The organism is Lachnospiraceae bacterium, from assembly GCA_022794035.1.
Taxonomy (GTDB): domain Bacteria; phylum Bacillota; class Clostridia; order Lachnospirales; family Bianqueaceae; genus CALWPV01.
In genome coordinates, this window is the sequence record JAAWDX010000001.1 from 124,513 (window position 1) to 150,442 (window position 25,930).

A 25,930-nucleotide genomic window follows, 5' to 3' on the forward strand; every position below is an offset into this window, starting at 1 on the left:
TTATTGATTTCTCGGATCCACATATTTTGCAGCTTCTGCAAAACGACCATAGGATCCTGTAGCCTTTTTGAGCGCCTCATTTGCATCCTCGCCCTTCTTAACCATCTCCATCATGCGGCCCAGATTGACAAACTCATATCCAATGATTTCATCATTCTCATCCAGACCCATACGCGTGATGTAGCCCTCAGCCAGAGCAAGATAGCGCGGACCCTTTGCCAGCGTGCTGTAGGAAGTACCCACCTGCGTGCAAAGACCCTTGCCCAAATCCTCAAGACCAGCGCCGATCGGCAGGCCGCCCTCAGAAAATGCAGACTGCGTACGTCCGTAGATGATCTGCAGGAACAGCTCTCTCATTGCCGTATTGATCGCATCACAAACAAGGTCAGTATTCACAGCCTCCAGCAACGTCTTGCCAACCAAAGCCTCAGAAGCCATGGCCGCAGAATGCGTCATGCCGGAGCAGCCCAGCGTCTCAATCAAAGCCTCCTGAATGATCCCTTCTTTAACATTCAGGGTCAGCTTACATGCGCCCTGCTGCGGAGCACACCAGCCCACACCATGTGTCAGACCGGAAATGTCCTTGATTTCTCTGGAATATACCCATTTTCCTTCCTCAGGAATCGGAGCACAACCATGGCTAGCGCCAACTTTAACGGGGCACATTTTTTCAACTTCATGTGAATAAACCATAAATTCATTTCCTCCTTATAATATCTAAGTCCACAGCGCAGCCAAATTATGTACCGGCCAGAGGCCGCAAAGGGACCAAGCATTTATAACCACGGTAAGTATAGCACATCGTTAAAACCCTGTCAATGTGCGCTTTTTGCAAGACTTTAGTTTTTTTATATCCGCACTTTAATTGATGGATATTGCCAATCAGCATCTCTGCCCCCCCTGTTTAGATAATTTGATTTTACTGTTTTTTCAATATAGCATACTGCATTTATTTTCTCAAATCTTTTTCGCCCCTCTCTCATCATCCGATAAAACATTAAAACAATTGACATTTTGCAGGACAGATGGTATCATATTGCGGAATTTATAATCTTCACGCGTAGGAGGTACTCGCTATGAAAAATTATCGTGTAGGCATTATTGGCGCAACCGGTATGGTCGGTCAGCGTTTTGCCACCCTTTTAGAAAACCATCCGTGGTTTCATGTCACTGCACTTTTAGCATCCGCTAACAGCGCCGGTAAATCTTATAAAGAAGCCGTCGGCAACCGCTGGGCTATGAAAACGCCGATGCCCGCCGCGATGTCCGATATGATCGTTTTAGATGCGTCTGATATCGATGCTGTAAAGGATCTCGTTGACTTCGTTTTCTGTGCGGTCAATATGCCGAAAGATCAGATCAAAGCATTAGAGGAATCCTATGCCAAGGCCGAGATTCCCGTCGTCTCCAATAACTCTGCCCACCGCGGCACTGTTGACGTTCCGATGGTTATCCCGGAGCTGAATGCAGCGCACACCGCCATTATTGGCGCTCAGCGCAAAAGACTAGGCACTAAAAAAGGATTTATTGCCGTAAAATCCAATTGCTCTATCCAGAGCTATGTGCCTGCCCTGCATCCGTTAAAGGATAAATTCGGGCTGACCAAGGTTCTGGCCTGCACCTATCAGGCGATTTCCGGCGCGGGAAAAACCTTTGAGCGCTGGCCCGAAATGGTTGATAATCTGATCCCTTATATCGGCGGCGAAGAGGAAAAGAGCGAACAGGAGCCCCTGAAGGTCTGGGGGCATATCGAGGGCGATCAAATTGTAAGTGCGAATGATGTGGCGATCACGACGCAGTGTCTGCGCGTGCCGGTCAGCGATGGCCACACGGCCGCTGTGTTTGCTTCTTTTGCGAAAAAACCAAGCCTTGAGGAAATTAAGGAGATTTGGGCGACGTTCCGCTCTCCGGCGCAGGAGCTTGGGCTTCCCTCTGCTCCGCAGCAGTTTATTCATTACTTTGAAGAGGCCGATCGTCCGCAGGCTAAACTGGACCGTGAACTCGAAGGCGGCATGGCCATTAGCGTTGGGCGGCTCCGTCCTGATTCACAATATGATATTAAATTTGTCTGTCTTTCTCACAACACGCTGCGCGGCGCGGCCGGCGGCGCTGTTGAACTGGCTGAGCTTTTGGCAGCGCAGGGCTATTTAGACTGATTGGATTTCAAATCAAAAAGCTAAATCGAGCTGACACTCGGTTTAGCTTTTTTTATTTGCGCTCTTGAATTTCACAGATAAAATGATTACAATAAACCCATATACTTCATCTTTTAGGAGGAAAACTCTATGCAGCTACTGTTTATTGTTTTAAACAAAATTGAGTGCCTTGAAGAAATTCTCGAAAAGCTTGGAGAGGCGAACCTATATGGCGCCACCATCCTAGAAAGCAAGGGAATGGCGCACAGCCTCAGCGAATTCAGCGATCTGTCGTTTATGATGTCTTTGCGGATGCTGCTGGATCCCGGCCACAAGGAAAGCCGCACCATTTTTATGGTCATTAACGAAGCTCAGATCCCTGTCGTATCTCAGATCGTCAATGAAGTAACAGGCGGCCTCGACAAACCGGATACCGGTATCATTTTCACCGTCCCGGTAGGCTATACGGAAGGACTGAAAACGAACGAATGATACAAAATACGCTTTTAGCCTTAGCCATTATGATTTTTGCCGGCATGCTCTGCGGCCGGCTCGTTAAACATATTAAGCTGCCCAATGTTACAGGCTATTTGATTGCCGGGCTGCTGATCGGTCCCAGTGTCTTCAATGTTATTCCCCGGGATGCAATCGAAAGCTTTACCATCATTTCCAATGCTGCACTGGGCTTCATTGCTTTTTCTATCGGCAACGAATTCAAAATTTCATACTTCAAGCGAGTCGGCGCCACGCCCATTATCATCGCCGCCCTTGAGTCCTTGTTTGCCGTCATTTTTGTTGTAACCGGGCTGCTGATCGCTGGCCAGAGCCTTTCTTTTTCCTTGGTGCTGGGCGCCATTGCCGCCGCGACTGCACCGGCTGCCACCATCATGGTCATCAAGCAGTACCGCGCTAAAGGCCCTATGACAGAGACGCTGCTCTCTGTTGTGGCCATCGATGACGCCACAGCCCTCATGTACTTTGGTATCTGTGTTGCCGTCGCCAACGCCTTAGAAGGCGGGCATGTATCCATTGCGCAGACGCTGCTTTCTCCGTTATTTGAAATCGGCGGCGCTTTAATCGTCGGTTTTGTATTGGGGCTTATCTTCACAATTCCCCTCCGTTTCTTCAAAAAAGAAGGAAACCGCCTTTCCCTCATCATTGCCTTTGTTTTCCTAGGCGTCGGACTGGCTGATCTCTGCGGCTTCTCCTCTTTGCTTCTTTGCATGGCAATGGGCGCAGCCCTCGCCAATTTCAGCCGCGAAACACCGAAAATCATGAGCATCGCTGAAGGCTTTACACCGCCTTTATTCCTACTGTTTTTCGTTGCCTCCGGCGCAGAGCTGCAGCTTTCCATCCTGCCCAGCATCGGCGTGGCTGGCATCATCTATGTGCTTCTCCGCGTAGCGGGAAAAATGGCAGGCACTGCCTTAGCCGCAGCTATCTGCAAGGCTGCCGCACCCATCCGCAAGTATTTAGGCATGGCGCTCGTGCCGCAGGCCGGCGTTGCCATCGGACTTTCTCTGATCGCCACTACGGCCGTCCCCGAATATGGCGCTACGATTCGAGCCATCATTTTATGTGCCACACTGATCTATGAGCTGATTGGTCCTGCCGTAGCGAAGCTAAGCCTCACCAAGGCCGGCGAAATCGCACTACCTGACAAAACAAAATAAGTTCATACTAAAAAACCTGCCGCAATGAAACGCGACAGGTTTTATTTATTTTATCATTTATCCGACACTTTTTAAATTCGGATAATAGACCCAATATGCTTTTCCTAATATTTGATCCTTTGTCACATATTTATTAACCCAGCTTCTGGAATCCCGCGAGTTATTTCGGTTATCTCCCAGCATAAAATACCGTCCCTCTGGCACCTCATACGGTCCAAAGCTACCATACGGCTTCTCCCACAAATAGGGCTCGTCCAAAGGCTGATCATTGATATATACTTGACCGTCTACAATCTCTACTATATCACCCGGCAGCCCAATGACACGCTTAATATAAATTTCTTCTTCGTTATCCGGATATTTAAAAATGATAATATCGCCCCGCTGTGGCTGCGAAAACCAGTAAACAAACCGCAACCCCAGCACTCTGTCCTTTGTCATAATTGTATGTTCCATCGAACCGCTCGTTACTCTAGCGTTTACAATGATAAATCGGTTTAAAAACATCGCTGCGCCGATTGAAAGCACAATCACCAGCACCCAGCTCATGATCTCCCGAAAAACCGTATGTTTTCTTTCCTTTCCGTCTAAGGAACGCCTGATCACCTTCGACAACTCTTTCCCCGTCATCTTGCCGCACCCTTTCTATTTCTCTTCTTTTCTGTATATGGGAAACAGAATACACCTGAGAGGATTCGAACCTCCGACACATGGTTTAGGAAACCACTGCTCTATCCCCTGAGCTACAGGTGTAGGATTCATGATTACCGAGGGATCTTCTTAAAGAAAATCCCTCGGCGCTTAGGTAACTCTTACAAATTCTGCAGGAACACTTTATAGGCTCTATAAGCTTCAAAAATATCAGACTTTGCAGCAACCTCCCACGGTGCATGCATATTATGAAGCGGAATACCCAGATCAATTACGTCCATCGAATACTGCGCCAAAATAAACGCAATCGTACCGCCGCCGCCTTGATCCACTTTACCAAGCTCGGCCATCTGGAACTTCACATCATGGCTTTCAAAAGCCTGACGCAGCTGTGCAATATACTCTGCCGTTGCATCATTGGAACCGCTCTTGCCGCCGCTTCCCGTATATTTATGAAGCACCGGACCATAGTGGAAGAACGGCGCATTATTCTTTTCATGCACATTTGCATAATTGGGATCAAATCCTGCGCTCACATCAGAAGAAAGCATCTTAGAAGCAGACAGACAGCGGCGCAGCTTCAGCTCGCTATAGCCGCCGCACAGCTCCATGATCTCTGCCATACAATTCTCAAAGAATTTAGAATGCATACCGGTCGCACCCACGCTTCCGATCTCTTCCTTATCAACAAGCAGCGTCACATAGGTCTTCTTTGCCTCTTCCTGTGCCAGATCCAGCTGTGCCATAACGGATGTATACGCGCAGATTCTGTCATCATGCCCATATGCATATACCATGCTGCGATCAATACCCAGATCACGCGCCGGTCCCGCCGGTACTACTTCAATCTCAGCAGACTGGAAATCAGCCTCCTCAATACCGTATTTTTCATTAAGGATATCCAGCACATTCTTCTTGAACAGATCTTTCTCGCCTTCTGCTCCCTCGGCAGCCGTGCTGCCAAATGTGATGTTCAAATCCTCTCCGCTAAACGCTTCGTTAATATTCTTAGAGCGCTGATCCTTTGCCAGATGCGGCAAAATATCTGAGATGCCAAATACCGGATCGCCGGCATCCTCACCGATACAGATCTTTACAGTCGTACCGTCCTTTTTAGCAACAACGCCATGCAGTGCAAGCGGCATAGTCACCCACTGGAACTTTTTAATACCGCCATAATAATGCGTTTTCAGCATCGCAAAGCCGCTATCCTCATATAACGGATTGGGCTTCAGATCCAGACGCGGGGAGTCGATATGCGCTCCCAGGATATTCAGTCCTTCTTCCAAATCATCCGTGCCGATCTGCACCATCATCAGCATTTTATTGCGGTTATTCGCATATACCTTGCTGCCGGCTGTCAGCTTTTTGCCTGCCTTTACAGCATCAAACAAATTCGTATATCCAGCGGCCTCTGCCATTGCGATCATCTCGTCAACGCATTCCCGCTCCGTTTTGCACTTGGACATAAAAGCCTTATAACCCTCGCAGAATTCTGTCATCGACTGCTTCATTTCGGGTGTCCAGCTCTCCCATAAAGATTTCTTCTCCATTGGAAATTACCTCCTTTTTTAGCTTGTTTTCATTATATCTCGAATCGTCAGATTGCACAAGTCCCCAAGGGAAATTTTTCTACTTTGCTTTTCTATTTTTCAATGAACTGCTATATCTATGATTTTCCGTTACGCCTTTTCTTCATAATGATATTTTTTTAAAATTCTTCCGAATACTAAACAAAAGACTGCTCCCAGGACTCCTAAAATAAACATAACCAGCGCAGCTCCCGAGCCTTTTCCTGCACCGAACCACTGCCTCAGCAAGCTGCCCTCTGCCGCTTTCTCCATCAAAGGCTCACACACGTCGTCCACCATAATGCCGCCTATAAATAGCCCGATCGGAATCGTAAAAAATTGCAATGTATTTCTGCATGCGTAAACCCTGCCCTGCATATCCACCGGAATAGACGATCTTAAAATCACATCCATATTGGCACTCATAACCGGCACCAGAACCCATCCGATCACCTGCCCTATACACCATAAAATAGGCTGCCTTACAAACGCCAGTAAAAAATTCTCTGTACTTAATGAAATTAGCATCGTTAAATAAATAACTCTAATCCGGTCCTTCGGCTTTGGCAGAAGCGACGCCATACCGCTTCCTATGAGTGTTGCGATTCCCGCCGAGGCCGTAACGGCGCCTAAGACATTTTGTCCACCGCTTGGACTCGAAAGAACATAGGCTGGCAGTACCGCATCGAATGCAGATGCCACAAAATTAACGCCTGCCATAAATAAAATCAGCGAAAAAATAAGTGGATTCCTTTTCAAAAAGAGCAGACCATTCTTGGCTGATTTAAAAACAGACTCTTGCTTTTCTTTTCTCTGCCCATCGGAAATATTTACAAATAGTCCTAACGCCGCAAATGCTATGAGAAAACTGCCTAAATCGACTGCTATCACTGCTTCCATCCCTAAAAAAGAAAACAACGCTGCTGCCAAAATCGGATTCAAAATCGTAATCAAAGATTGAGAAAGAGAACGCAGGCCGCTGGCTCTTTGATAGTACTTTGGGGGAATAATCATTGTCATTGCAACCTCCCCCGCCGGCTGCTGCACTGTATTCATTAAACCATTGATCGCATTTAACACATATAAATGCCATGTTTCCAAAACATCTAACTTTAACATAATGAATGTAATTACCGTGCAAAGCGCCGCCAGCGAATCGCATACCAGCATTGTTTTTTTCTTATTCCACCGGTCGCTGAGCGCCCCGGCAAGCACACTCATCAAAATATACGGAACATAGGTACATATAGCAAGCAAAGCCGTTTGTAATGCAGATCCCGTCTTTTCATACAGCCAAAGTGTTAGTGCAAAAGCGGTCATGCTGCTGCCTAACTGAGAAAGACTCTGCGTGCTCCATAAAATAAAAAAGGCTTTTAATTCCTTTACTGATTGCACCGCTTGTTTACTCATTCTTTTCTCCTTTCTTTTATTGGTATTGTATCACCCCTGCCGTTTAAAAGGCTATGGAAAAAACAGGTCAGAAATATTTAAGTCTCACCATAACAAAAAGAAGCTGATTTTTATAATCAGCTTCTTTTTGTTATGAATACACCCGAGAGGATTCGAACCCCCGACGCATGGCTCCGGAAGCCATCGCTCTATCCACTGAGCTACGGGTGCATTTAAAAGCAAACTCTATTATACATGATCTTTGTTTAAAAAGCAAGTGAATTTTATATGTCTGCTTCCTCTTTCGCCAAGATAAACCGCTCTACTACTTCTGCCACCCCGCCCTCATTATTATTCTTTTCTGTAATATAATCCGCTGCCGCTTTTACCTCGGGAGCTCCGTTCTGCATCACGGCTCCCACTCCTGCGTAGCGAAGCATAGGCAGATCGTTTTCCTGATCTCCCACACAGATAACCTCACTCGAACCAATCCTTAGATAGTCCGCTAACTCCTTGACCGCTCTTCCTTTATCTACCTTCTGATCAAAAAACTCAAGCAAATAGGGTGCTGAAATCACGCTCTGCGTTTCCTTGGGGAGCTGCCCTTCTACCTTTTCCTTTAATATCCGTATCTTGTTAAGCGATTCATCGATGACACCCCTGCTAAAAAAGACAATTTTGACCGTCTTCTCCGCATAGTCCATCAAGTTTTCTACAATCTGTGGATGGCTTCCGGTTGCTTCCTGATAAAAATCTGTTGTTTCATTCCACCGTTCCACACACACTCTATCACCTGTATATAACTGAATATTAATCTCTTCCAGCATAGAACGTCCCAGAGAGATCAGTGCTTTAGCTGCCTCCTCGTTCATCAGATTCTTTTTTAAAACCTTTCCTGTGGTCTCAAAAATTACACCGCCATTTAATGCGATTCCATACTGCCCTTCTTCCTTAAGCGCCAGCTGATTCAGCTCTCTCTGCATACCATCGGCTGATCTGCCTGAACATAGTACAATTTTTACCCCTTGTTCTTTTGCTTTTTGCAGGTTTTCTATGTTCGGCCTGCAAATTTTCTTTTGATCATTTAACAGCGTTCCATCTAAATCAAGTCCTAATAACCGAAACATATTATTGCTTAATCTGATTGAGCATATCCATAATGCGTTCCAAATCGTCCGCCGAATAATACTCAATCTCAATTTTCCCCTTTCTTTTTCCTTGTACAATGCTGACCTTCGTACCTAAAATATCCTGCATCTGCTGGCCAATAGAGCTATAGATCAGCGCCTGTACTGCGTCCTGTGGCTCTTGTTTGTTCTCAGCCTGCTCTTTTTTCTTTTTGTTTAGTTCCAGGAGCTTCTCCAGCTGTCTAACGCTAAGCCCCTCTTCTATCACTTTTTGCGCTAATATGCGCTGCTCCTCTTTTTCTTTGCTTCCCAGCAGAACCTTGGCATGTCCTGCTGAAAGGGCACCTACCTCTACCCATCCCTGCACTGTCTCCTCCAAATTCAAAAGACGGAGTGCATTGGCGAGTGCCGAACGGCTCTTGCCGACCTTCTCAGCAACCTCTTCTTGTTTCAGATGATATTCTTCCATCAACCGCCTATAAGCCTTTGCTTCCTCAATCGGACTCAAATCTTCCCTTTGAATATTTTCAATCAGGGAAATTTCTAATACCTCCTCAGAGGTATATTCCTTAATAATGACGGGGATTTTTTCAATTCCTGCATTTTTGGCCGCCCGCCACCTGCGTTCTCCTGCTATAATCTGATAAAATCCATCTCTTTCCTGCACGATCAATGGCTGCAGCACGCCATACTGTTTTATCGATGAGGTAAGCTCTTCCAAACTTTCATCATCAAACTTTTGCCTTGGCTGTGCCCTGTCTGGTTCTACCTGATAAATATCAAGCCAGCAAACACCGTCTGTTTTTTTAGCACCTTGTCCATTTATCTCTGACGAGTTTTCTTCTGATATAGTAAGCGCTTCCTTCTCGCTGCTGCCCATCAAAGCGCTTAATCCTCTTCCTAAGCCCCGTTTTTTTGCCTTGTTTTCCATATTGATCAGCTCCTTTTACTTCTGGTTTCTTTGAATCACTTCTTCTGCCAGCTCCAAATAGCTGACGGCACCTTTAGAAGTTCTCTCATAATATATTACCGGCATGCCATAGCTTGGCGCTTCTGCTAACCGAATATTGCGAGGAATCTTCGTTTCATATATTTTACTAGGCAAGAAATTCTTCACTTCTTCTACCACTTGAAGGCTCAAATTGGTTCGATTGTCATACATGGTAAACACAAGTCCTTCTATTTCAATTTTAGGATTTAATCTTTGCTTTACTAAATTGATAGTGCTGATGAGCTGTGTTAATCCTTCTAGTGCATAAAATTCACACTGAATCGGTACTAAAATTGAATCTGCCGCGCGAAATGCATTGATCGTCAGTATATTTAACGATGGCGGACAATCGATTAAAATAAAATCATAATTATTTTTAATCTTTGCCACTTTTTCATCCAGCAACCGTTCTCTCTGATCGATTCCGATCAGCTCTACCTCTGCCCCCGCCAAATCAATGCTCGCTGGAATTAGGTCAATCTTATATTGCGGAAGCTCTATGATGCTCTCCTGTGCTGTGCTGTCACCCAGCACCATCTCATAGCTTGTTGCAAACAGCGTTTCCTTATCAATTCCAAATCCGCTAGTTGTGTTTCCTTGAGGATCCATATCAATGATCAATACTTTTTTTCCTTTTTCTCCCAGACATGCCCCCAGATTTACCGTTGTCGTAGTCTTACCGACCCCGCCCTTCTGGTTTGCAATCGCAATCACTTTGCCCATCCATAAATCCTCCATTTTTTAGCACTCTAATCCTATCAAGGCTTAAATCGCCGAAACTGCTTTGCCGCCTTTATTATATCATATCTCTATTTAAAAGCAAAACTTTTCATGTTCCACGTGGAACATTTCTTAGATCTTTCTCTATATTTGTTCCACGTGGAACAAAATAGGCTCTTGGCAATTGAAACGCCAAGAACCTATTTATTAATGAAGAAATTGAGTGCTCCCCGATACACTTTCACTTCTAATGGCAATGATGGTCCTTTTTCCCCGTCTACCTCTGTCTCTATTGTTTCTATGCAATCTTTTGCAGATATTTTGAAATAATCTCCCTGCAAATGCAGCGCATTTTTATTATCGATCGGTTCCCGTTTGATAACCTTAAGAAAAATCCTCGCAATATCTGCAATCCCTGCATTTTTAATCGCTAGCAGATCATATTTTCCATCCGTTAGCCCGACAATATCTTTTCTTTCTCGCTGTATTTTGGCATTGATCAACATCAGAAACGCATATACGCCCTCATAGCTTGCCTGCTCTGTCTCAATATGCAGGTTCATTTTCCGTATCTTGGTCAGGGCCCCCAGCCCCTTTACATAATACGCTAATCGCCCAAATGTATTTTTCATATCGCTGCTTACATTCGTAAGGCTGGTAAAGGTTCCCGCACTGCATAAATTAACAAAATATTGATCATTGACTCTCGCAACATCGACTGCCACAGCATCCATCACGGCAAGGGCCTTCAGGTTTTCTTCCAGATCTGCGCCAAAGCCCAATGATTTGGCAAAATCATTTTCCACTCCCGCTGGGATCACGCCAATTGGAATTTTAGATCCAATCCGCATCATGGCATTGACTACTTCATTGATGCTTCCATTTCCTCCGGCAATAAAGATGGCCTGTGTAAGACTTAAATCGCACTCCTCAAGATATGCCGCCATATCGCCGGCCCTCCGGCTCCTAAACACCCGTATTTCGTATTCCTTTTCTGAAAAGACCTCTATAAACCGATCTAAGGAAAAGCGAAAATAGGTATCACCGGCTTTCGGATTATAAATTAAAATAATATCCCGCACAGACCATCCTCACCTCTTTTCTATTTTAAATAGAATTTAACTTACATCTTTTCCGGCGCCTTTACACCAATCAAGTATAAACCTTGCTTAATAATCTGCGCCACTACATACGTAAGCTTCAACCTTGCTTTTTTAACGGCTTCCTCTGCATTCAAAATGCTGTTTTCATGATAAAATTTATTAAATGCCGTGGCCATCGCTACAGTATAGCGCGTTACCATATAGGGTTCCCATTTCTGGCAGGCTTCGGCCACACGCTTCGGAAAGCTCTCGATGAGCTTTAACAGCTCTTGTGAATATTCATCGGTAAGGCAGGACATATCAATTTCTTCCTGCTGTGCAGGCTCCCAGGCTGCTTTACGCAGGATGCTGGAAGCACGTGCAAAGGTGTACTGCACATACGGCCCGGTCTCTCCATCAAAATTCAGCACCTGATCCCAGCTGAAGGTTACATCCTTGATCCGATTGTTAAACAAGTCATGAAATACTACGGCGCCAACGCCGACCTGCTCGGCAACCTCGTCCATGTTTTCCAGATCGGGGTTCTTTTCCTGCATGATGACCTTTGTTTTCTGTACAGCCTCTTTCAAAAGATCCTCTAAAAAGATTACGTTGCCGCTTCGTGTTGCCAGCTTTCCGCCGCCTTCCAAACTAACCAGCCCATAGGGGATATGTACCAGATCCTGACTCCACGGATAGCCCATCTTTTCAACCACCTTGAACCACTGGGCAAAATGAAGGCTCTGCTCCATGCCGGTGATATAAAGGCATTTATCAAAATCATAGGTTGCCTTCCGATATAATGCAGCTGCAATATCCCGTGTTGTATACAGTGTGCTGCCATCTTTTTTAAGAATCAAACAGGGCGGCATGTTATCCTCGCTTAGATCCACAATCTGCGCGCCTTCACTTTCCTGCAGCAGCTGCTTCTCCTTCAGCCTTTGGATCAGCTCATCTGTTTTATTCCAATAATAGCTCTCTCCCAGATATGAATCGAACTGCACATCGAGCATGGCATATACCTTATCCACCTCTTTCAGACTGATATTTACAAAGAGCTTCCATAGCTTAAGCGCTTCTTCATCCCCCTGCTCCATGGAGGTAAACGTAGCGCGTGCCTCCTCTTCCAGCTCAGGATTACGCTCTGCCTCCTCATGAAAACGAACATACAGCTCTAAAAGGCCGCGTACACCCTTCGCTTCTACCTCATCTGGATTTCCCCACTTGCGGTAGGCCAGCACCATTTTGCCAAATTGAGTGCCCCAATCTCCCAGATGGTTGATGCTGACAGTCTTATAGCCTAAAAACTTTAAAATTCGGCTGATTGAATTTCCAATTACAGTCGTGCGCAAATGTCCGATATGAAAGGGCTTAGCCACGTTGATGGATGAATAATCCATCACCACCGTTTTCCCCTCTCCTATGGAAGAGGAACCATAGGCGCGACCTTCCTTTTCTGCGGCATCCACCTGCCCTAAAACAAACTGCGCGCGCCACGCCTTATCTAGAAACATATTAACATAGGGCCCTACAGCCTCTGCTTTTTCTAAAACCTCACTGTTTTGCAGCTGGGCGACTACCTCCTGTGCAATTAAGTTGGGCGCCTTATGCATGATCTTGGCCAAACGAAAGCATGGGAATGCATAATCTCCCATCGATTTTTCTTTCGGGATTTCAATGCCCTCGCTAATCTGCTCCTCCGTCAAGTCAGGCAGACAGGCCGCCAGCTCCTTTACTACATAATCCTTACAATACATACCTTCAACCTCCGTTTTATCCTTTTATTGATAGGGCACGCGAATCACCATCTCGTAATAGCCCTCTGCTTTATTCTCCGTCACCTGCACCGGCACGCCGGATTCCTTCATATAAGAAGCAGCCTTATTCACCGTATTCGTAAACAGGCGGATATCACGAATAAACCGCCGAACTCTTGGTTTTTTCTGCTTTTGCTCCTCTATCTGCTGTAAAATCCTGTCGATATACGCCTCCGCCGCACGTACATTGAGTCCTGCCTTTGCCATATGCGCCGCCGCTTCTACCTGCAGCTTTTCCTCCGGAAGGCGAAGCAAGGCACGTGCATGCCGCTCTGTAAGCCCATATTCCGACAAAATACTTCTCACTTCTTTTCCCAAACGCAGAAGGCGCAGCTTATTCGCCACCGCCGGCTGTGTCTTACCCATCACACGTGCAATTTCCTCCTGCGTCATGTGATAGTCCTCCGCCAGCCTCTGATACCCCTTCGCCTCTTCCATATAGTTCAGATCCTGCCGCTGAATATTTTCAATCAGCGCCAGCACCGCACTCTCTTCATCATCCGCTTCCACAACGATGGCCGGGATCTCCTCCATCCTGGCCATGCGCGTAGCACGCAGGCGCCTCTCCCCCGCGATCAGCTCATATTCTGCTCCCACCTGCCGCACAGTAATCGGCTGGAGCACTCCATGATTTTTAATCGATTCCGCCAGTTCCCTCAGCGCCTCCGTCTCAAACACATGCCTCGGCTGATAAGGATTAGGCACAACTTTCTGTACATCAATGGATTGAACAAGCAACTGATTTGTCAAAATTAAGCTCCCTCATTTCTCTTCCTTTTTGATTGGTAAATTATACCAATTTCTCTTTCTTAATTTTACTTTGTTTTCGAGGATATTTCAAGCTTAAATTACCAATTTTTTCAAAAACCGCCACAAAATGGTCAAGATCATCTCCGGGAAGTGTCGCTTTCAGTGTCTTTTTATACTGCAGCCGCAATTCCCGCATAGCTCTCTGCGACTCCGCCAGCTCAGCTTCAATGCCCGGCCCCTTATAGGCCAAAAATGCGCCGCCCCTTCTCACATATCCGCTGCAGTACTCCAGCAAAACCGGCAGCGGTGCCACCGCCCGAGCCATGGCCACATCAAAATGCTCCCGCAGAGACGCCTCATGCGCCGCTTCTTCCGCTCTGCCGTGCAGGCAACGCACCCCCGCAAGCCCCAGTTGCTCCGTCACCTCCTGCAAAAATCCCACTCGTTTCTGCAGTGAATCCAGCAGCGTCAGCTGAACATCCGGAAACGCAATTTTCAGCGGCAGCCCCGGAAAGCCGGCACCCGTCCCCACATCGATCAGCGCCGGCGCCTTATTTTGCTCCCAATAAAGCTCCTTCCATCCCGCCAAACTATCCAAAAAATGCTTGACCGCCACCTCCTCTTGCTGCGTAATGGCCGTCAGATTCATTTTTTCATTCCACATAACCAGCAGCTCATAGTATCGCTCGAACTGTTCCAGCTGGCGCTGGGAAAGGCTCACGCCCATTGCTTTGGCGCCGTCTTCCAAAATTTGCCTCATCGCCTCTCCTTTCCGTCCCGTCTTCGCTGCTCCAGATAAACCAAGAGCACGCTGATATCTGCCGGGGACACCCCGGAAATTCGCTCTGCCTGACCGATAGAAAGAGGCTTCACCGCATTTAGCTTCTGCTGTGCCTCTTTTCTGAGCCCCTGAATCGTTTCATAATCCAGTTCTGAAGGAAGCTTTTTCTGTTCTAACCGTTTAAATTTTTCTACCTGCTGCAGCTGCCGCTCGATGTATCCCGCATATTTAATCTGGATGGCCGCCTGTTCTCCGACTTCCTTTGGCAGCGCCGGTCTCTGCGGATCCAGCTCCTGAAGGCTCGCATATGTGTTTTCCGGCCGCTTCAAAAGCTCTCCCAAAAGGCCGTGCCCCCCTTTTGATTTTGTTGTCTGCAGGCGCTCAATTTCCCGGGAAATGGCTTCCTTTTTCGCCAGAAATTTCTCATAGCGTGCCTCCGAGATCAGTCCCACGCGGTAGCCCTCCGGCGTAAGCCTCAGATCTGCGTTATCCTGCCGCAGGAGCAAACGATACTCCGCGCGCGAGGTCATCATCCGGTACGGCTCATTCGTCCCCTTGGTCACCAGATCGTCGATCAGCACGCCGATATAGCTGTTGCTTCTGTCTACGCCAAGCGCTTCTTTTCCCAGCAGAGCCATCGACGCATTGATGCCTGCTACAAGCCCCTGCGCCGCTGCTTCTTCATAGCCGGAGCTGCCATTAAACTGGCCGGCACTGTAAAGGCCTTTTACCTGTTTGAGCTCCAGCGTGCTTTTAAGCGCTAAGGGGTCGACGCAGTCATATTCAATCGCATAGCCGGTGCGCATCACCTGTACATGCTCCATCCCCGGAATTGTACGCAGCATATCCCGCTGCACATCCTCCGGCAAGGAAGAAGACATGCCCTGCACATAATACTCGTTGGTGCCCTCTCCCTCCGGCTCTAAAAACAGCTGGTGCCGCTCCTTATCAGCAAAACGCACCACCTTATCCTCAATAGAAGGACAATACCGCGGCCCCACTCCATGGATCACGCCGCCGTATAAGGGCGACCGATGCAAATTGGCACGGATGATCTCATGTGTCCGTTCATTTGTATAAGTTAAATAGCAGGGCCTTTGCTCCCGGGAAATGGCCTGTGGATCGCTTTCAAAGGAAAAAGGCACTAGCTCGCTATCCCCCTCCTGCACCTGCATGCGCTCAAAATCCAGTGTTTTTCCATCCACACGCGCAGGTGTCCCTGTTTTAAAGCGCCGCATAGGAATTCCCAGTGCCTCCATGCACTGCGTAAGTCCGCCTCTGGCCGCCTGAAGCCCATTCGGACCTGTGAGCGTTTCATATTCTCCGTGAATGCATCTGGCATTCAGATACGTTCCTGTGCATATGATCGCTGCGCGGCATGGATAATAGGCTCCTGTAGCTGTCTCCACACCCTTCACCTTTCCATCCTGCACATCAATCCGCACGACTTCATTTTGACGGATCTGAAGACCCTGCTGATTCTCCAGCACCTGCTTCATCCGTTCTTTATAGCGAAATTTATCCGCCTGAGCCCGCAGGGAATGCACCGCCGGCCCCTTGGCTGTATTTAACATTCTCGACTGAATATAGGTATGATCAATATTGCGCCCCATTTCGCCGCCCAGCGCATCAATTTCCCTCACTAAATGGCCCTTAGAGGTTCCTCCTATGCTGGGATTGCAGGGCATCATTGCTATCGAATCAAGCGAAATAGCAAATAAGATCGTCCGCAGACCAAGCCGGGCAGCTGCCAGCGCTGCCTCGCAGCCCGCATGCCCGCCGCCGATTACCGCAATATCCACTGCTTCTTCCTGATACATATATCTCTCCATTCGTATTTTGCCTAGCCCAATTCACTTGCTTTAGTAGTGAAATTATACCAGCTAACCTCCGCAAAATCAACTGCCTGGCCTGATCCGATCATTTTCCCAGACAAAACCGGCTAAAGATCTCTGTCACCACATCCTCCTGCGTGCTGCGCCCGCAAACCTCACCCAAAAAATCACAGGCCTGCCGTATATCAATCACCAGAAGATCCTGTTCAAACTCTGCCTGCTCCAGCACCCGCTCCAGCGCCTCTCTGGCTCTGATCAGCGCCTCCTTTTGCCTTAGGTTCGTCACCATCGGCCGATCATCCGCCAGCACCTCTCCGCCAAAAAACATCTCTTTTACTCGCGCTGCCAGCGCCTGTACGCCGCTGCCCTGCTTAGCAGAGACCTCTAAAATCCTTCCCTTGGCCTCGGGAAAAACCTCCTCCAGCTGCTCAGCAGACTGCCATCCCGCATCCATCTTATTCAGCAAAATCAAATACGGCCGCGCCTTCACCTTTTCAAATAGCTGCCTTTCCTCCGGCAAAACCTCCCGGTCCGCATCCAGCACAAAAAACGCCAGATCGCATTGCTCCAAAGACTGCAGAGCCCTTTCCACACCGATCCTTTCCACCTCATCCTTTGTATCGCGAATGCCTGCCGTATCCATGATGCAAATCGGAATGCCTGCCAGATCCAGCCTTTCCTCCAAGGTATCCCGCGTTGTGCCCGGAACCGATGTTACAATCGCGCGCTGCTCGCGCAGCAACATGTTCAGGAGACTGCTCTTCCCTACATTAGGCCGGCCCACAATACTCACCTTAACTCCCTGGCGCAACATGCGGCCGCTTTCTGCTGTCGCAAGTAGTGCCTTTATCTCTTCATTAATCTCCAGACAGCCTCTTTGTATCGCTTCATCTGTGATCTCCGGCACATCCTCATATTCCGGATAATCAATATTGACCTCAATGCCTACGATCATATCCAAAAGGCTTTGACGCAGTGCCTCAATTTTCTTATAAAGCCCTCCGCCCAGCTGATTGACAGCAGCCTTTAATGAATATGCTGTCTGTGCACTTATCATATCCATAACCGCTTCTGCCTTTGTCAGATCCATACGGCCATGCAAAAAAGCCCGCTTTGAAAATTCGCCCGGCTCCGCCATAGAAGCACCGGCTTCCAAAAGGGCTTCTAAAATACGCCGGCAAATATACATGCCGCCATGACAGCTGATTTCCACCGTATCCTCTCCGGTAAAGGTATGCGGCGCCCTCATCACCAGCAGCAAAACCTCATCCAGCTGTTCTCCTTTTATCGTCTGAACCCATCCATATAGGGCCTTATGCGCAGGGCAGGATGCCGCTTTCTTTTTTCGCGGTGATACAAAAACCCGGTCTGCAATCTCAATGGCATCCGGCCCCGTCATCCGAATCACAGCAATAGCGCCCGTTCCCACTGGCGTTGAAATGGCTGCTATTGTTTTTTCCCTTTCCTGATTCACAGTGTTTCTACCTCATTTTCCTTCAAAAAAGGATGCCACATAACGCAGCATCCTTTTCCTTATTAATGTCTCTTTCTAAGTGAGATAATCACCTTACGGTATGGCTCCTCTCCATCGCTGTGCGTTTCTACGCTGCGATCCGCCTGCAGTACCGAATGAATGATCCTTCTTTCATAGGGATTCATTGGCTCCAGCACGACCCGATGACCCGTCCGCTTTACCTTTTTAGCCAGATTGATCGCTAATTTTTCGAGCGTTTCCTGACGGCGTGCCCGATAGCCCTCTGTATCCAGCTTAATTCTCACGTGATCATTTCTTCCTTTATTCACAACAAGGGTCGCAAGATATTGAAGAGAATCCAGTGTGCTGCCCCTCTTTCCGATAATCACACCCATGCCTTCTCCCTCGATACCTACCTCCAGGATTCCTTCTTTAGAAAACTGAGTGGTAATAGAGGATTCAATGCCCATGGCGCTCAGCACTTCCTGCAAAAAGTCCTTGACCTTCTGCTGTACCACCTCTGCATCGGCAGGAATCTCATACACAGGCGCTGCATAGGCTGGCTTGTCCTGTGCTCTTTCATTTCTGCCCTGTCCGGCAGCCTTCGTTTCTCTCTCCGAATTGACCTTTCTCAGGCGCTGCTCGATGGTATCATCGATGACAACCTTTTCTCCTGTTACGGTCACAGCTTCTACCGGCTGCTTAGCAGTTTCTTCCTGTACCTCCTCCACAGAGGCGCTGCTTAGCGGCTCAGAAGACGCAATCACTGGCTCCTCGCCTTCCTTTAATGTAGCGCGCACCTTAGCATCCTTGCGCAGCAAGCCCATAAACCCTTTGCTGCCTTCTTCTAAAACTTCAATATTAACCTGATCACTGGAGGCGCCCAGCTGCAATAATGCGTTTGTAATCGCCTCATCCAGTGTTTTAGCACTGACTACAACCGAGTTCATTCTTATTTTTCCTCCTGATTTGTATTTTCCGTCTGCTCAGACATCTCTGCCGGAGTATCCTTAAGTGCCTTCTGTTTCTCCTTTTCCTCCTGCTGCTGGCGCATTGCCGCAAGCTTATTGCCGGCCATGCTGCTCTTCATGGAGGAAGCGGTACCGATCCGATTACCGGTTAGTTTATCGATTTTAGATTTAGAAGCCTCTTTCAGCTTCTTTTTCTCAATCAATTCTTCCCTACGTTTAAGAGCTTCCCGATATTCCTCTCGGTCGATCATAGAATCTGTAATAAACTGACTGACAATACCAAACAGATTGCCGGCAATCCAGTACAGGCCGAGACCGAGCGGCATCGAAGCCGTAAAGAAGGCCGTCATAACCGGAAAAACATAGGTCATCATCTTCATGGAGTTCTGCTGCTTCACCTTGCCATCCGGGCTGGCCATTTTCTGACGCTTATCATTCGCCCTCTGCGCCAGCCAGCTCTGCAAAAATGTAGTACCGCCTGACAAAAGCGGGAAAATGATACCAATTCCGGTCCAACCGGGCGCTTCGGAAAGATTAAATAAAAGCGGACCACCGCCGAACGAATTAAACGTCTCCTGCAGCAAGTAATTGCTTTCAAATGCCGCATTGCCGACAAGCCCTGTTACTTCCTTTAAAACGCCCCACTGATCTCGGGATAAATGATAAAGCAGATCAATGACTGAATCCGTTGTCTGAATATCGAAGTCGCTCAGGCTGTTTATGACAGCCTGAAAATTATTGGTTAAGATATCGACATATCCCGGAACTGCCTGTACCTGCAGGGCCATACTATTATAGATATCGCCGATCTGATTCAGGTAAAACGGAACATTTCTTAAAATCTCAAACAGTGCAAACAGAATCGGCATCTGAATCAAAAGAGGAAGACAGCCGCTCATAGGATTGGCTTTATTCTTCTTATATAATTCACTGATCTCCATCTGCATTTTCTGATTGGATTCAGGATCCTTTTTATTTTTGTACTTAGCCTGGATTTTTTCTACCTTAGGCTGCAGACGCATCATCGCACGCGATGAACGCTGCTGCTTGATCATCAAAGGCATCATCAATGCTCTGGCAATAAATGTAAAGAAGATAATGGTAATTGCTAAAACATGATGAGACGTTAGCGTGTTGACCACATAAAATACGCCGTTGAAGATGAAGCTCATAATCATTGCGAACGGTTTTAATAACCAGTTCTTCGTCGCTGCCAATATCACAAAATTCAATGGCTTTGCTCCTCTCTGCGCCGGCGGCTCTTAGGGAACGGGATCATAGCCGCCCGAATGAAAAGGATGGCATTTTAAGATTCTGCGCACTGCCAGCTTTCCGCCCTTCCATGCCCCATATTTTTGAATCGCTTCATAAGCATATGCAGAGCAGGTGGGAACGAAGCGGCAGGTCGCAGGCTTTAAGGGTGAAATACACTTTCTATAAAAGGTAATCAGCCCCAGCATGATCATTTTCATTTCATCCATTTCCTTTTAAAAATCCTAGTTGGTTGCCAAGTCTAAGCAGAGATATCTCCATATCTGTGCTCTTTTTATTTTTAGCTGCTTTTCTGGCAACAATAACAACATCATATCCGGGCAAAAAATCTGTTTCATGGAGCCGACAGGCTTCCTTAATGATTCTTTTCACTCTGCTTCGCACGACGCTATTTCCAATTTTTTTGCTGACGGTGATCCCTAGGCGACTCACCAATAGGTCATTTTCCAAAACATATACCGCGACGCAGTAGTCAGCCTTTGATTTTCCTTGGCTGTAAACCCGGCGAAATTGTAGATTTTTGAGGCTTTGTATCATACACTCCCCCTCATTTTAAAGCATTTTCTTCCTTATATATAAGGAAGAAAATAAGATTGAATCGGCTTTGCTGCCACAAAACCGATTCAACTCATTGTCAAATTTAGTCGTGATCAAGCAGAAAGCGTTTTTCTGCCTTTTCTTCTTCTTCTGGATAAAACCTTTCTTCCGTTAGCGGTCATCATTCTTTTTCTAAAGCCATGTTCTCTTTTACGCTGTTTGGTTTTCGGTTTAAAAGTCGTTTTCACAGAGACTACACCTCCTTATTTTAGAGCACCGTTTTCATTATATTTAACGCATTTCATTAAGTCAAGCTTTTTTTCACCTAAAAAGAACTTTCTTATATTAAATGAAGAATAACAAATCAGGAAAACGAAATGCCACGTCTCCTGAATCGAACATTTCATTCTTTTTTTCTCCTTTATATACATATTAAAACCATAGGCATTTCATAGCAAAAAGCAATCTTTTTTTTAAATCTCTTACCGAACTGAGATCCTTTTTCTTTTGAGTTATCCACAAAAAAAGGGTGAGTTATTCACAATTTGTGGACAAATGTATGTTCTATAGCCCTTCTCAAGCCTTTATTTACCTATATCTTAGTTATCAACATTTGTGTACAAAGTTATCCACACTATCAACATTATTCCTCGTTTTTTTACAAAACTATTACGTAAGTTTATGAAAATGAAATACTTTTCTGTAAAAAGACAGCAAAATATCACCTCATTATCCATTTTTATACAGCAATCCCTTTTTTTAGCATTTTAGGAAAAAGTTATCCACAAAGTTGTCCACATGCCAATTTGAATTTTTACCTGATTTCTCTGTATATCTCTTGAATAATCGGCCGATTTTTGATATCCTATATACACCTTTTATGACAGCAAGCCATAAAAGCATCAAGTTATCCACATTTTGTGGATAACCTTGTGAGTAACTTTTTTATATTCTTAGTTTATCCCTTTATTTTCCTAGCTTTTCAGATGTGAAAAAAGTTATCCACTTTGTGCACCTTTTCACTACTTCTCTTAGGAGGACCCTACTCATGATCTATGATGCTGCGCTCATTTATAACAGCCTGAAGGAGCTTCTGCAGTCCAAACTGCAGCCTGTTACCTTCGATGCTTTATTTAAGGATTTAGTCCCTGTTATTGTTGAAAATCAGGTGTTAATCCTCGAAACCTCTCAGCCCGCTACCAAAGACATTATTTCCAAGTCCGGCCGCTATGCCGCCCTGATCCATCAATGCTTCGAGGAACTCGGCTACAGCGCCCTTTCCTTTCGGATCATTGACGAAGGCACCTATACCCCCTCAGAGGAAGCCGCCCCTCCTGAAGAAAAAAACACAGTTGATCTGGCCAAAAAGGCAGGCCTGAATCCTCGCTACACATTTGAAGATTTCGTATCCGGCACCAACAACCGCCTAGCCTATGCCTCCGCCGTTGCTGTAGCCGATTCTCCAGGAGATACCTACAATCCCCTTTATATCTGGGGAAATTCAGGACTTGGCAAAACGCATCTCATGCAGTCTATCGGTCATCATGTCCTGCGCAATGATCCTACCAAAAGGGTTCTGTACGTTTCCTCTGAGACCTTCACTAACGAGATGATCACCGCCATTGGAAGCAATACCAACGAAAAATTCCGTCAAAAGTACCGCCAGATCGACGTTCTTTTGATCGATGATATCCAGTTTCTAGGAGGAAAAGAAGGTACGCAGGATGAATTTTTCCATACCTTCAATACCCTTTATCAGGATAACAAACAGATCGTTATCTCCGGTGACCGCCCTCCGGAAGAAATTCAGCTTTTAGAAGAACGCATCCGTTCACGCTTTAAATGGGGCATGATCACCGATATCAAGCCGCCGGATTATGAAACGCGCGTCGCCATTTTGCAGAAAAAAGCACAGTATAACCATATGGATATCGACATCTCCGTTCTCAGCTACATAGCCAATAATGTCTCTTCTAACATCCGAGAACTCGAAGGAGCCCTCACACGTGTAAGCGGCTTCAGCAGGCTTTACCCCGATCGCTCTATCGATATCGAGCTTGCACAGGAAGCTCTTAAGGATTATATCGGCGCTGACGCGCAAAAAATGATCACGATTCCCCGTATCATCGACATCGTCTGCGAGCGGTATCATATCCGTGCAGAAGATGTACGCTCCAAGAAAAAACCCAAGGAAATTGCCTATCCAAGACAAATTGCTATGTATCTCAGCCGAAAGCTGACAGAAGAACCTCTTTCCAATATCGGCAGCTATTTTGGAGGACGGGATCATACCACTGTCATCCATGCCTGCAACAAAATTGTTGATGATTTAAAAGGCAATCAGGGAGACGAACTCAGAAGAGCGCTGGAAGACATGGAAAGACGAATTAACGGCGAATAATTATTCAAATATTCATCTTTTATTCATTTTCATTTTTATCCACATTTTTAAGTGCATAACCCCATTTTTTAAGTGGATAACCTGTGGATTTCATGTGGATAACTTTTCATCATTTTCCACCCATGTGGATTTTGTGGATAACTCGACAATTTCCGTCATTTTATCCACAGACTTTTCAACATCGTCAAGCCCCTTCTACAAAGGCCTAAGACCACTTTTCCACAAATTCACAGCCCCTACTACTATAACTACTAATAAATACTTATATATATTATATATAACGCATCGCTGTAGAGATATCCACAGCCTGAAAGGAGACTATCATGTTAACTATCTGTAATCGTAACGATCTTCTCAAAAGTGTTGGAATTGTATCAAAAGCCGTTTCTTCCAAAACGACGCTGCCCATTCTTGAATGCATTCTGCTGGATGCGGAAGGAAATCAGCTAACGCTTCTTGGCAACGATCTGGAACTTGGCATTCAGACAAACATTGAAGCTGTTGTAAAAAAAGAGGGCTGTATTGCTGTCAATGCCCGTATTTTTTCTGAGATCATCCGCCGTCTTCCTGATGAGGACATCAAAATTGAAACAGATGATCATCACAATATCACAATTGAATGTGCCCGCTCTAAATTTAACATTGCAGGACAGTCCGGCGAAGATTTTCCGAGACTTCCTGAAGTAGAATCCAAACAGCAAATTGTATTGCCGCAGGCTACCTTCAAAGACATGATTCATAATACAATCTTTTCAATTGCTCCTGAAGATAGCGGCAGACCCATCCTAACTGGAGAACTGATGGATATTCGCGACGGTTATTTATATTTGGTTGCCGTGGATGGTTTTCGTATTTCCATGCGCCGCACACAGGTAAACTGTGCAGAGGAATTTAAAGTAACCGTACCGGGAAAAGCACTGAATGAAATCCATAAGATTTTGGAAAACGAAGAAGATTCTCTTATGACGGTAAGCTTCACCGGAAAACACGTGATCTTCCAGATGAATGAAACCATTGTCCTTTCGAGATTGCTGGAGGGAGACTTTTTACAGTATCAGCGCAACTTAAATATGGATTTCCAATCAAAGGTAACAATCAATAAAAAAGAACTGCTTGACAGCGTAGACAGAGCAGCTCTGATCAGCCGTGAAAGTAAAAACAGTCCGATTCGCCTGCAGATTGAGGGCGATAAAATGGTGATTACCTCCAATGCTGAAAACAGCAGCGCCTATGAAGAAATTGCACTGAGCTTAGAAGGAGAAGGACTGACGATTGCCTTTAATCCAAGGTATTTCCTCGACGCATTAAAAGCGATCGAAGAAGAAGAGATCTGCATACATTTGTCTTCCTCTCTGACACCTTGTATCATTCAGGATGTGGAATCAGAGGATTATAAATATTTCATTCTTCCGATCCGCCTTCACAGCTAAGAAGGGAGAATATGATGAAAATCTGCAAGGTAAAAGGAGACTATATTCAGCTTAACCAATTGCTGAAATTAGAAAATATTGTTTCCACTGGCGGAGAAGCCAGACAGCTGATCGAACACGGCATGGTCAGAGTGAACGGAGAGAAAGCAGAAGCAATCCGCAAAAAAATTAAAATGGGCGATAAAGTAGAGGTCAGCGGCGAGATCCTGCTGATAGAGACAGAAACGGAATCCTGATATGTATGTGAAGCGGTTGATGCTAAAAAACTTTCGCTGCTACGAGGAGTTAGACGTAGAGCTTTCGCCTAATATCAATATCGTATATGGAAAAAATGCCCAGGGAAAGACAAATCTGCTGGAAGCCGTTTATTACTGTGCTACTGGACGTTCACACCGCACCTCTTACGATAAAGAGTGCATCCGGTATGAGCAGGATGAGGCGATGATCAAGATCTGGTATGAAAAGTACAGGCAGGATCAGATTGAGATTCACCTGCGCAAAAATGGCAGAAAGTCCGTAGCCATCAATGGGTATCCTGCGCAGAAGATCAACGAATTATTTGGCTGCTTTCATGTGGTTGTATTTTCTCCAGAGGATCTTTCGCTCATCAAAAACGGCCCGGCTAAGCGACGCAAGTTTATGGATATGGAGATTTGTCAGGTGGATCCGGTATATCTCCATGACCTGCAGCAATACTGCAAGGTGCTTCGGCAAAGAAATCAGCTGCTTAAGGAAATATCCAAAAATTCGGCTAAAAAAGAAACCGTGTTTGCATGGGATGCACAGCTGGTTCAGTACGGCGTAAAGGTGATGAAGCGAAGGGTGCAGTTTGTAAAGCAGCTGGAGTCCTTTACTGGCCCTATCCATGACAGCATTACGCATGGAGAAGAAAAATTAAAAATTTTGTATGAAAACGCCGTGCCGGCAGACGAGAGCCTCTTCCAGCGTACGCTGGAAAATAATCTGGCGCGCGACATTCGTTACGGTACGACGGCAAGCGGGCCGCATCATGATGATTTGGCGCTGTATGTTGATCAGGCAGACGTGCGCGTATATGGCTCGCAGGGGCAGCAGCGTACGACGGCGCTTTCGATGAAGCTGGCAGAGCTGGAGATGATGAAGCAGGAGATCGGTCATAGTCCGGTACTGCTGCTGGATGATGTGATGAGTGAGCTTGACAGGGAGCGGCAGCTGCATCTGGCACAGTACATTCAGCAAAATCAGACGATTATTACTTGTACGGGTATTGAGGACAGCATTCAGAGGCTGCCGGCCGGAAGGATGTTTGAGGTGCAGAAGGGGAGAATTATCAGTTGAGTCATT

At 46.3% G+C, this 25,930-nt stretch carries 25 protein-coding genes and 2 tRNA genes; 7 read left to right on the forward strand and 20 right to left on the reverse strand.

Features of this window, described 5'->3' with window-relative positions; all coding sequences use genetic code 11:
* A complete protein-coding gene (locus HFE64_00575) occupies positions 1-693 on the reverse strand; it encodes a hypothetical protein (GenBank protein ID MCI8631971.1) in 693 nt (230 codons plus the stop codon).
* Between the two features lie 383 nt (positions 694-1,076).
* Here HFE64_00575 and asd point away from each other — a divergent pair, with 383 nt between their 5' ends.
* From asd to HFE64_00590, 3 genes are all read left to right on the forward strand, one after another.
* Positions 1,077-2,156, forward strand: a complete 1,080-nt coding sequence (asd, locus tag HFE64_00580; protein MCI8631972.1) for an aspartate-semialdehyde dehydrogenase — start codon at positions 1,077-1,079, stop codon at positions 2,154-2,156.
* A gap of 129 nt (positions 2,157-2,285) precedes the next feature.
* Positions 2,286-2,627, forward strand: coding sequence for a hypothetical protein (locus tag HFE64_00585; GenBank protein MCI8631973.1), 342 nt, complete (start codon positions 2,286-2,288; stop codon positions 2,625-2,627).
* Positions 2,624-3,808 (forward strand): cation:proton antiporter, encoded by a 1,185-nt coding sequence (locus HFE64_00590; GenBank protein MCI8631974.1) that lies wholly within the window; start codon positions 2,624-2,626, stop codon positions 3,806-3,808. The genes HFE64_00585 and HFE64_00590 overlap by 4 nt, the downstream gene beginning before the upstream one ends.
* Before the next feature lie 57 nt (positions 3,809-3,865).
* Here the strand turns inward: HFE64_00590 and lepB are convergent, their stop codons facing one another.
* The 19 genes from lepB to rpmH all read right to left on the reverse strand — a co-directional run bounded on the left by lepB (position 3,866) and on the right by rpmH (position 21,024).
* Entirely contained in the window at positions 3,866-4,438 is a 573-nt protein-coding gene (gene lepB / locus HFE64_00595) for a signal peptidase I (GenBank protein ID MCI8631975.1), read from the reverse strand.
* A gap of 50 nt (positions 4,439-4,488) precedes the next feature.
* Positions 4,489-4,561, reverse strand: a tRNA-Arg gene (locus tag HFE64_00600).
* Positions 4,562-4,620: 59 nt separating this feature from the next.
* Positions 4,621-6,012 (reverse strand): aminopeptidase, encoded by a 1,392-nt coding sequence (locus HFE64_00605; GenBank protein ID MCI8631976.1) that lies wholly within the window; start codon positions 6,010-6,012, stop codon positions 4,621-4,623.
* Between the two features lie 129 nt (positions 6,013-6,141).
* Positions 6,142-7,440, reverse strand: coding sequence for an MFS transporter (locus tag HFE64_00610; protein MCI8631977.1), 1,299 nt, complete (start codon positions 7,438-7,440; stop codon positions 6,142-6,144).
* Positions 7,441-7,577: 137 nt separating this feature from the next.
* Positions 7,578-7,650, reverse strand: a tRNA-Arg gene (locus HFE64_00615).
* Between the two features lie 53 nt (positions 7,651-7,703).
* Positions 7,704-8,546 carry an HAD family phosphatase gene (locus tag HFE64_00620; protein MCI8631978.1) on the reverse strand — a complete coding sequence of 281 codons (843 nt, stop codon included), beginning with the start codon at positions 8,544-8,546 and terminating at the stop codon, positions 7,704-7,706.
* A 1-nt stretch (position 8,547) separates the two neighbouring features.
* On the reverse strand, positions 8,548-9,477 hold the full coding sequence (locus tag HFE64_00625; protein ID MCI8631979.1) for a ParB/RepB/Spo0J family partition protein: 930 nt from the start codon (positions 9,475-9,477) through the stop codon (positions 8,548-8,550).
* 15 nt (positions 9,478-9,492) lie between these two features.
* On the reverse strand, positions 9,493-10,260 hold the full coding sequence (locus HFE64_00630) for a ParA family protein (protein ID MCI8631980.1): 768 nt from the start codon (positions 10,258-10,260) through the stop codon (positions 9,493-9,495).
* Positions 10,261-10,457: 197 nt separating this feature from the next.
* Positions 10,458-11,339, reverse strand: coding sequence for a YegS/Rv2252/BmrU family lipid kinase (locus HFE64_00635; protein MCI8631981.1), 882 nt, complete (start codon positions 11,337-11,339; stop codon positions 10,458-10,460).
* 41 nt (positions 11,340-11,380) lie between these two features.
* The gene (locus tag HFE64_00640; GenBank protein ID MCI8631982.1) at positions 11,381-13,096 is read right to left on the reverse strand and encodes an arginine--tRNA ligase; all 1,716 of its coding nucleotides are present in this window, start codon (positions 13,094-13,096) and stop codon (positions 11,381-11,383) included.
* A gap of 24 nt (positions 13,097-13,120) precedes the next feature.
* On the reverse strand, positions 13,121-13,909 hold the full coding sequence (gene noc / locus HFE64_00645) for a nucleoid occlusion protein (GenBank protein ID MCI8631983.1): 789 nt from the start codon (positions 13,907-13,909) through the stop codon (positions 13,121-13,123).
* A 37-nt stretch (positions 13,910-13,946) separates the two neighbouring features.
* A complete protein-coding gene (gene rsmG / locus HFE64_00650) occupies positions 13,947-14,666 on the reverse strand; it encodes a 16S rRNA (guanine(527)-N(7))-methyltransferase RsmG (GenBank protein ID MCI8631984.1) in 720 nt (239 codons plus the stop codon).
* On the reverse strand, positions 14,663-16,507 hold the full coding sequence (gene mnmG / locus HFE64_00655; GenBank protein MCI8631985.1) for a tRNA uridine-5-carboxymethylaminomethyl(34) synthesis enzyme MnmG: 1,845 nt from the start codon (positions 16,505-16,507) through the stop codon (positions 14,663-14,665). The genes rsmG and mnmG overlap by 4 nt, the downstream gene beginning before the upstream one ends.
* Positions 16,508-16,607: 100 nt before the next feature.
* Positions 16,608-17,996: a tRNA uridine-5-carboxymethylaminomethyl(34) synthesis GTPase MnmE gene (mnmE, locus tag HFE64_00660; GenBank protein ID MCI8631986.1), complete on the reverse strand. Its 1,389-nt coding sequence runs from the start codon at positions 17,994-17,996 to the stop codon at positions 16,608-16,610.
* A 62-nt stretch (positions 17,997-18,058) separates the two neighbouring features.
* Positions 18,059-18,946: a protein jag gene (locus tag HFE64_00665; GenBank protein ID MCI8631987.1), complete on the reverse strand. Its 888-nt coding sequence runs from the start codon at positions 18,944-18,946 to the stop codon at positions 18,059-18,061.
* Between the two features lie 2 nt (positions 18,947-18,948).
* Positions 18,949-20,199, reverse strand: coding sequence for a YidC/Oxa1 family membrane protein insertase (locus tag HFE64_00670; protein ID MCI8631988.1), 1,251 nt, complete (start codon positions 20,197-20,199; stop codon positions 18,949-18,951).
* A gap of 30 nt (positions 20,200-20,229) precedes the next feature.
* A complete protein-coding gene (gene yidD / locus HFE64_00675) occupies positions 20,230-20,439 on the reverse strand; it encodes a membrane protein insertion efficiency factor YidD (GenBank protein ID MCI8631989.1) in 210 nt (69 codons plus the stop codon).
* A 1-nt stretch (position 20,440) separates the two neighbouring features.
* A complete protein-coding gene (gene rnpA, locus HFE64_00680) occupies positions 20,441-20,776 on the reverse strand; it encodes a ribonuclease P protein component (GenBank protein MCI8631990.1) in 336 nt (111 codons plus the stop codon).
* Between the two features lie 113 nt (positions 20,777-20,889).
* Positions 20,890-21,024 carry a 50S ribosomal protein L34 gene (gene rpmH / locus HFE64_00685; GenBank protein MCI8631991.1) on the reverse strand — a complete coding sequence of 45 codons (135 nt, stop codon included), beginning with the start codon at positions 21,022-21,024 and terminating at the stop codon, positions 20,890-20,892.
* A gap of 800 nt (positions 21,025-21,824) precedes the next feature.
* On the opposite strand from rpmH, the gene dnaA reads away from it, so the two are divergent.
* The 4 genes from dnaA to recF all read left to right on the forward strand — a co-directional run bounded on the left by dnaA (position 21,825) and on the right by recF (position 25,924).
* The gene (gene dnaA, locus HFE64_00690) at positions 21,825-23,177 is read left to right on the forward strand and encodes a chromosomal replication initiator protein DnaA (protein MCI8631992.1); all 1,353 of its coding nucleotides are present in this window, start codon (positions 21,825-21,827) and stop codon (positions 23,175-23,177) included.
* 323 nt (positions 23,178-23,500) lie between these two features.
* Positions 23,501-24,607, forward strand: a complete 1,107-nt coding sequence (locus HFE64_00695) for a DNA polymerase III subunit beta (protein MCI8631993.1) — start codon at positions 23,501-23,503, stop codon at positions 24,605-24,607.
* Between the two features lie 14 nt (positions 24,608-24,621).
* The gene (locus HFE64_00700; protein MCI8631994.1) at positions 24,622-24,843 is read left to right on the forward strand and encodes an RNA-binding S4 domain-containing protein; all 222 of its coding nucleotides are present in this window, start codon (positions 24,622-24,624) and stop codon (positions 24,841-24,843) included.
* Between the two features lies 1 nt (position 24,844).
* Positions 24,845-25,924, forward strand: coding sequence for a DNA replication/repair protein RecF (gene recF / locus HFE64_00705; GenBank protein ID MCI8631995.1), 1,080 nt, complete (start codon positions 24,845-24,847; stop codon positions 25,922-25,924).
* The last annotated feature ends 6 nt before the right edge of the window (positions 25,925-25,930 follow it).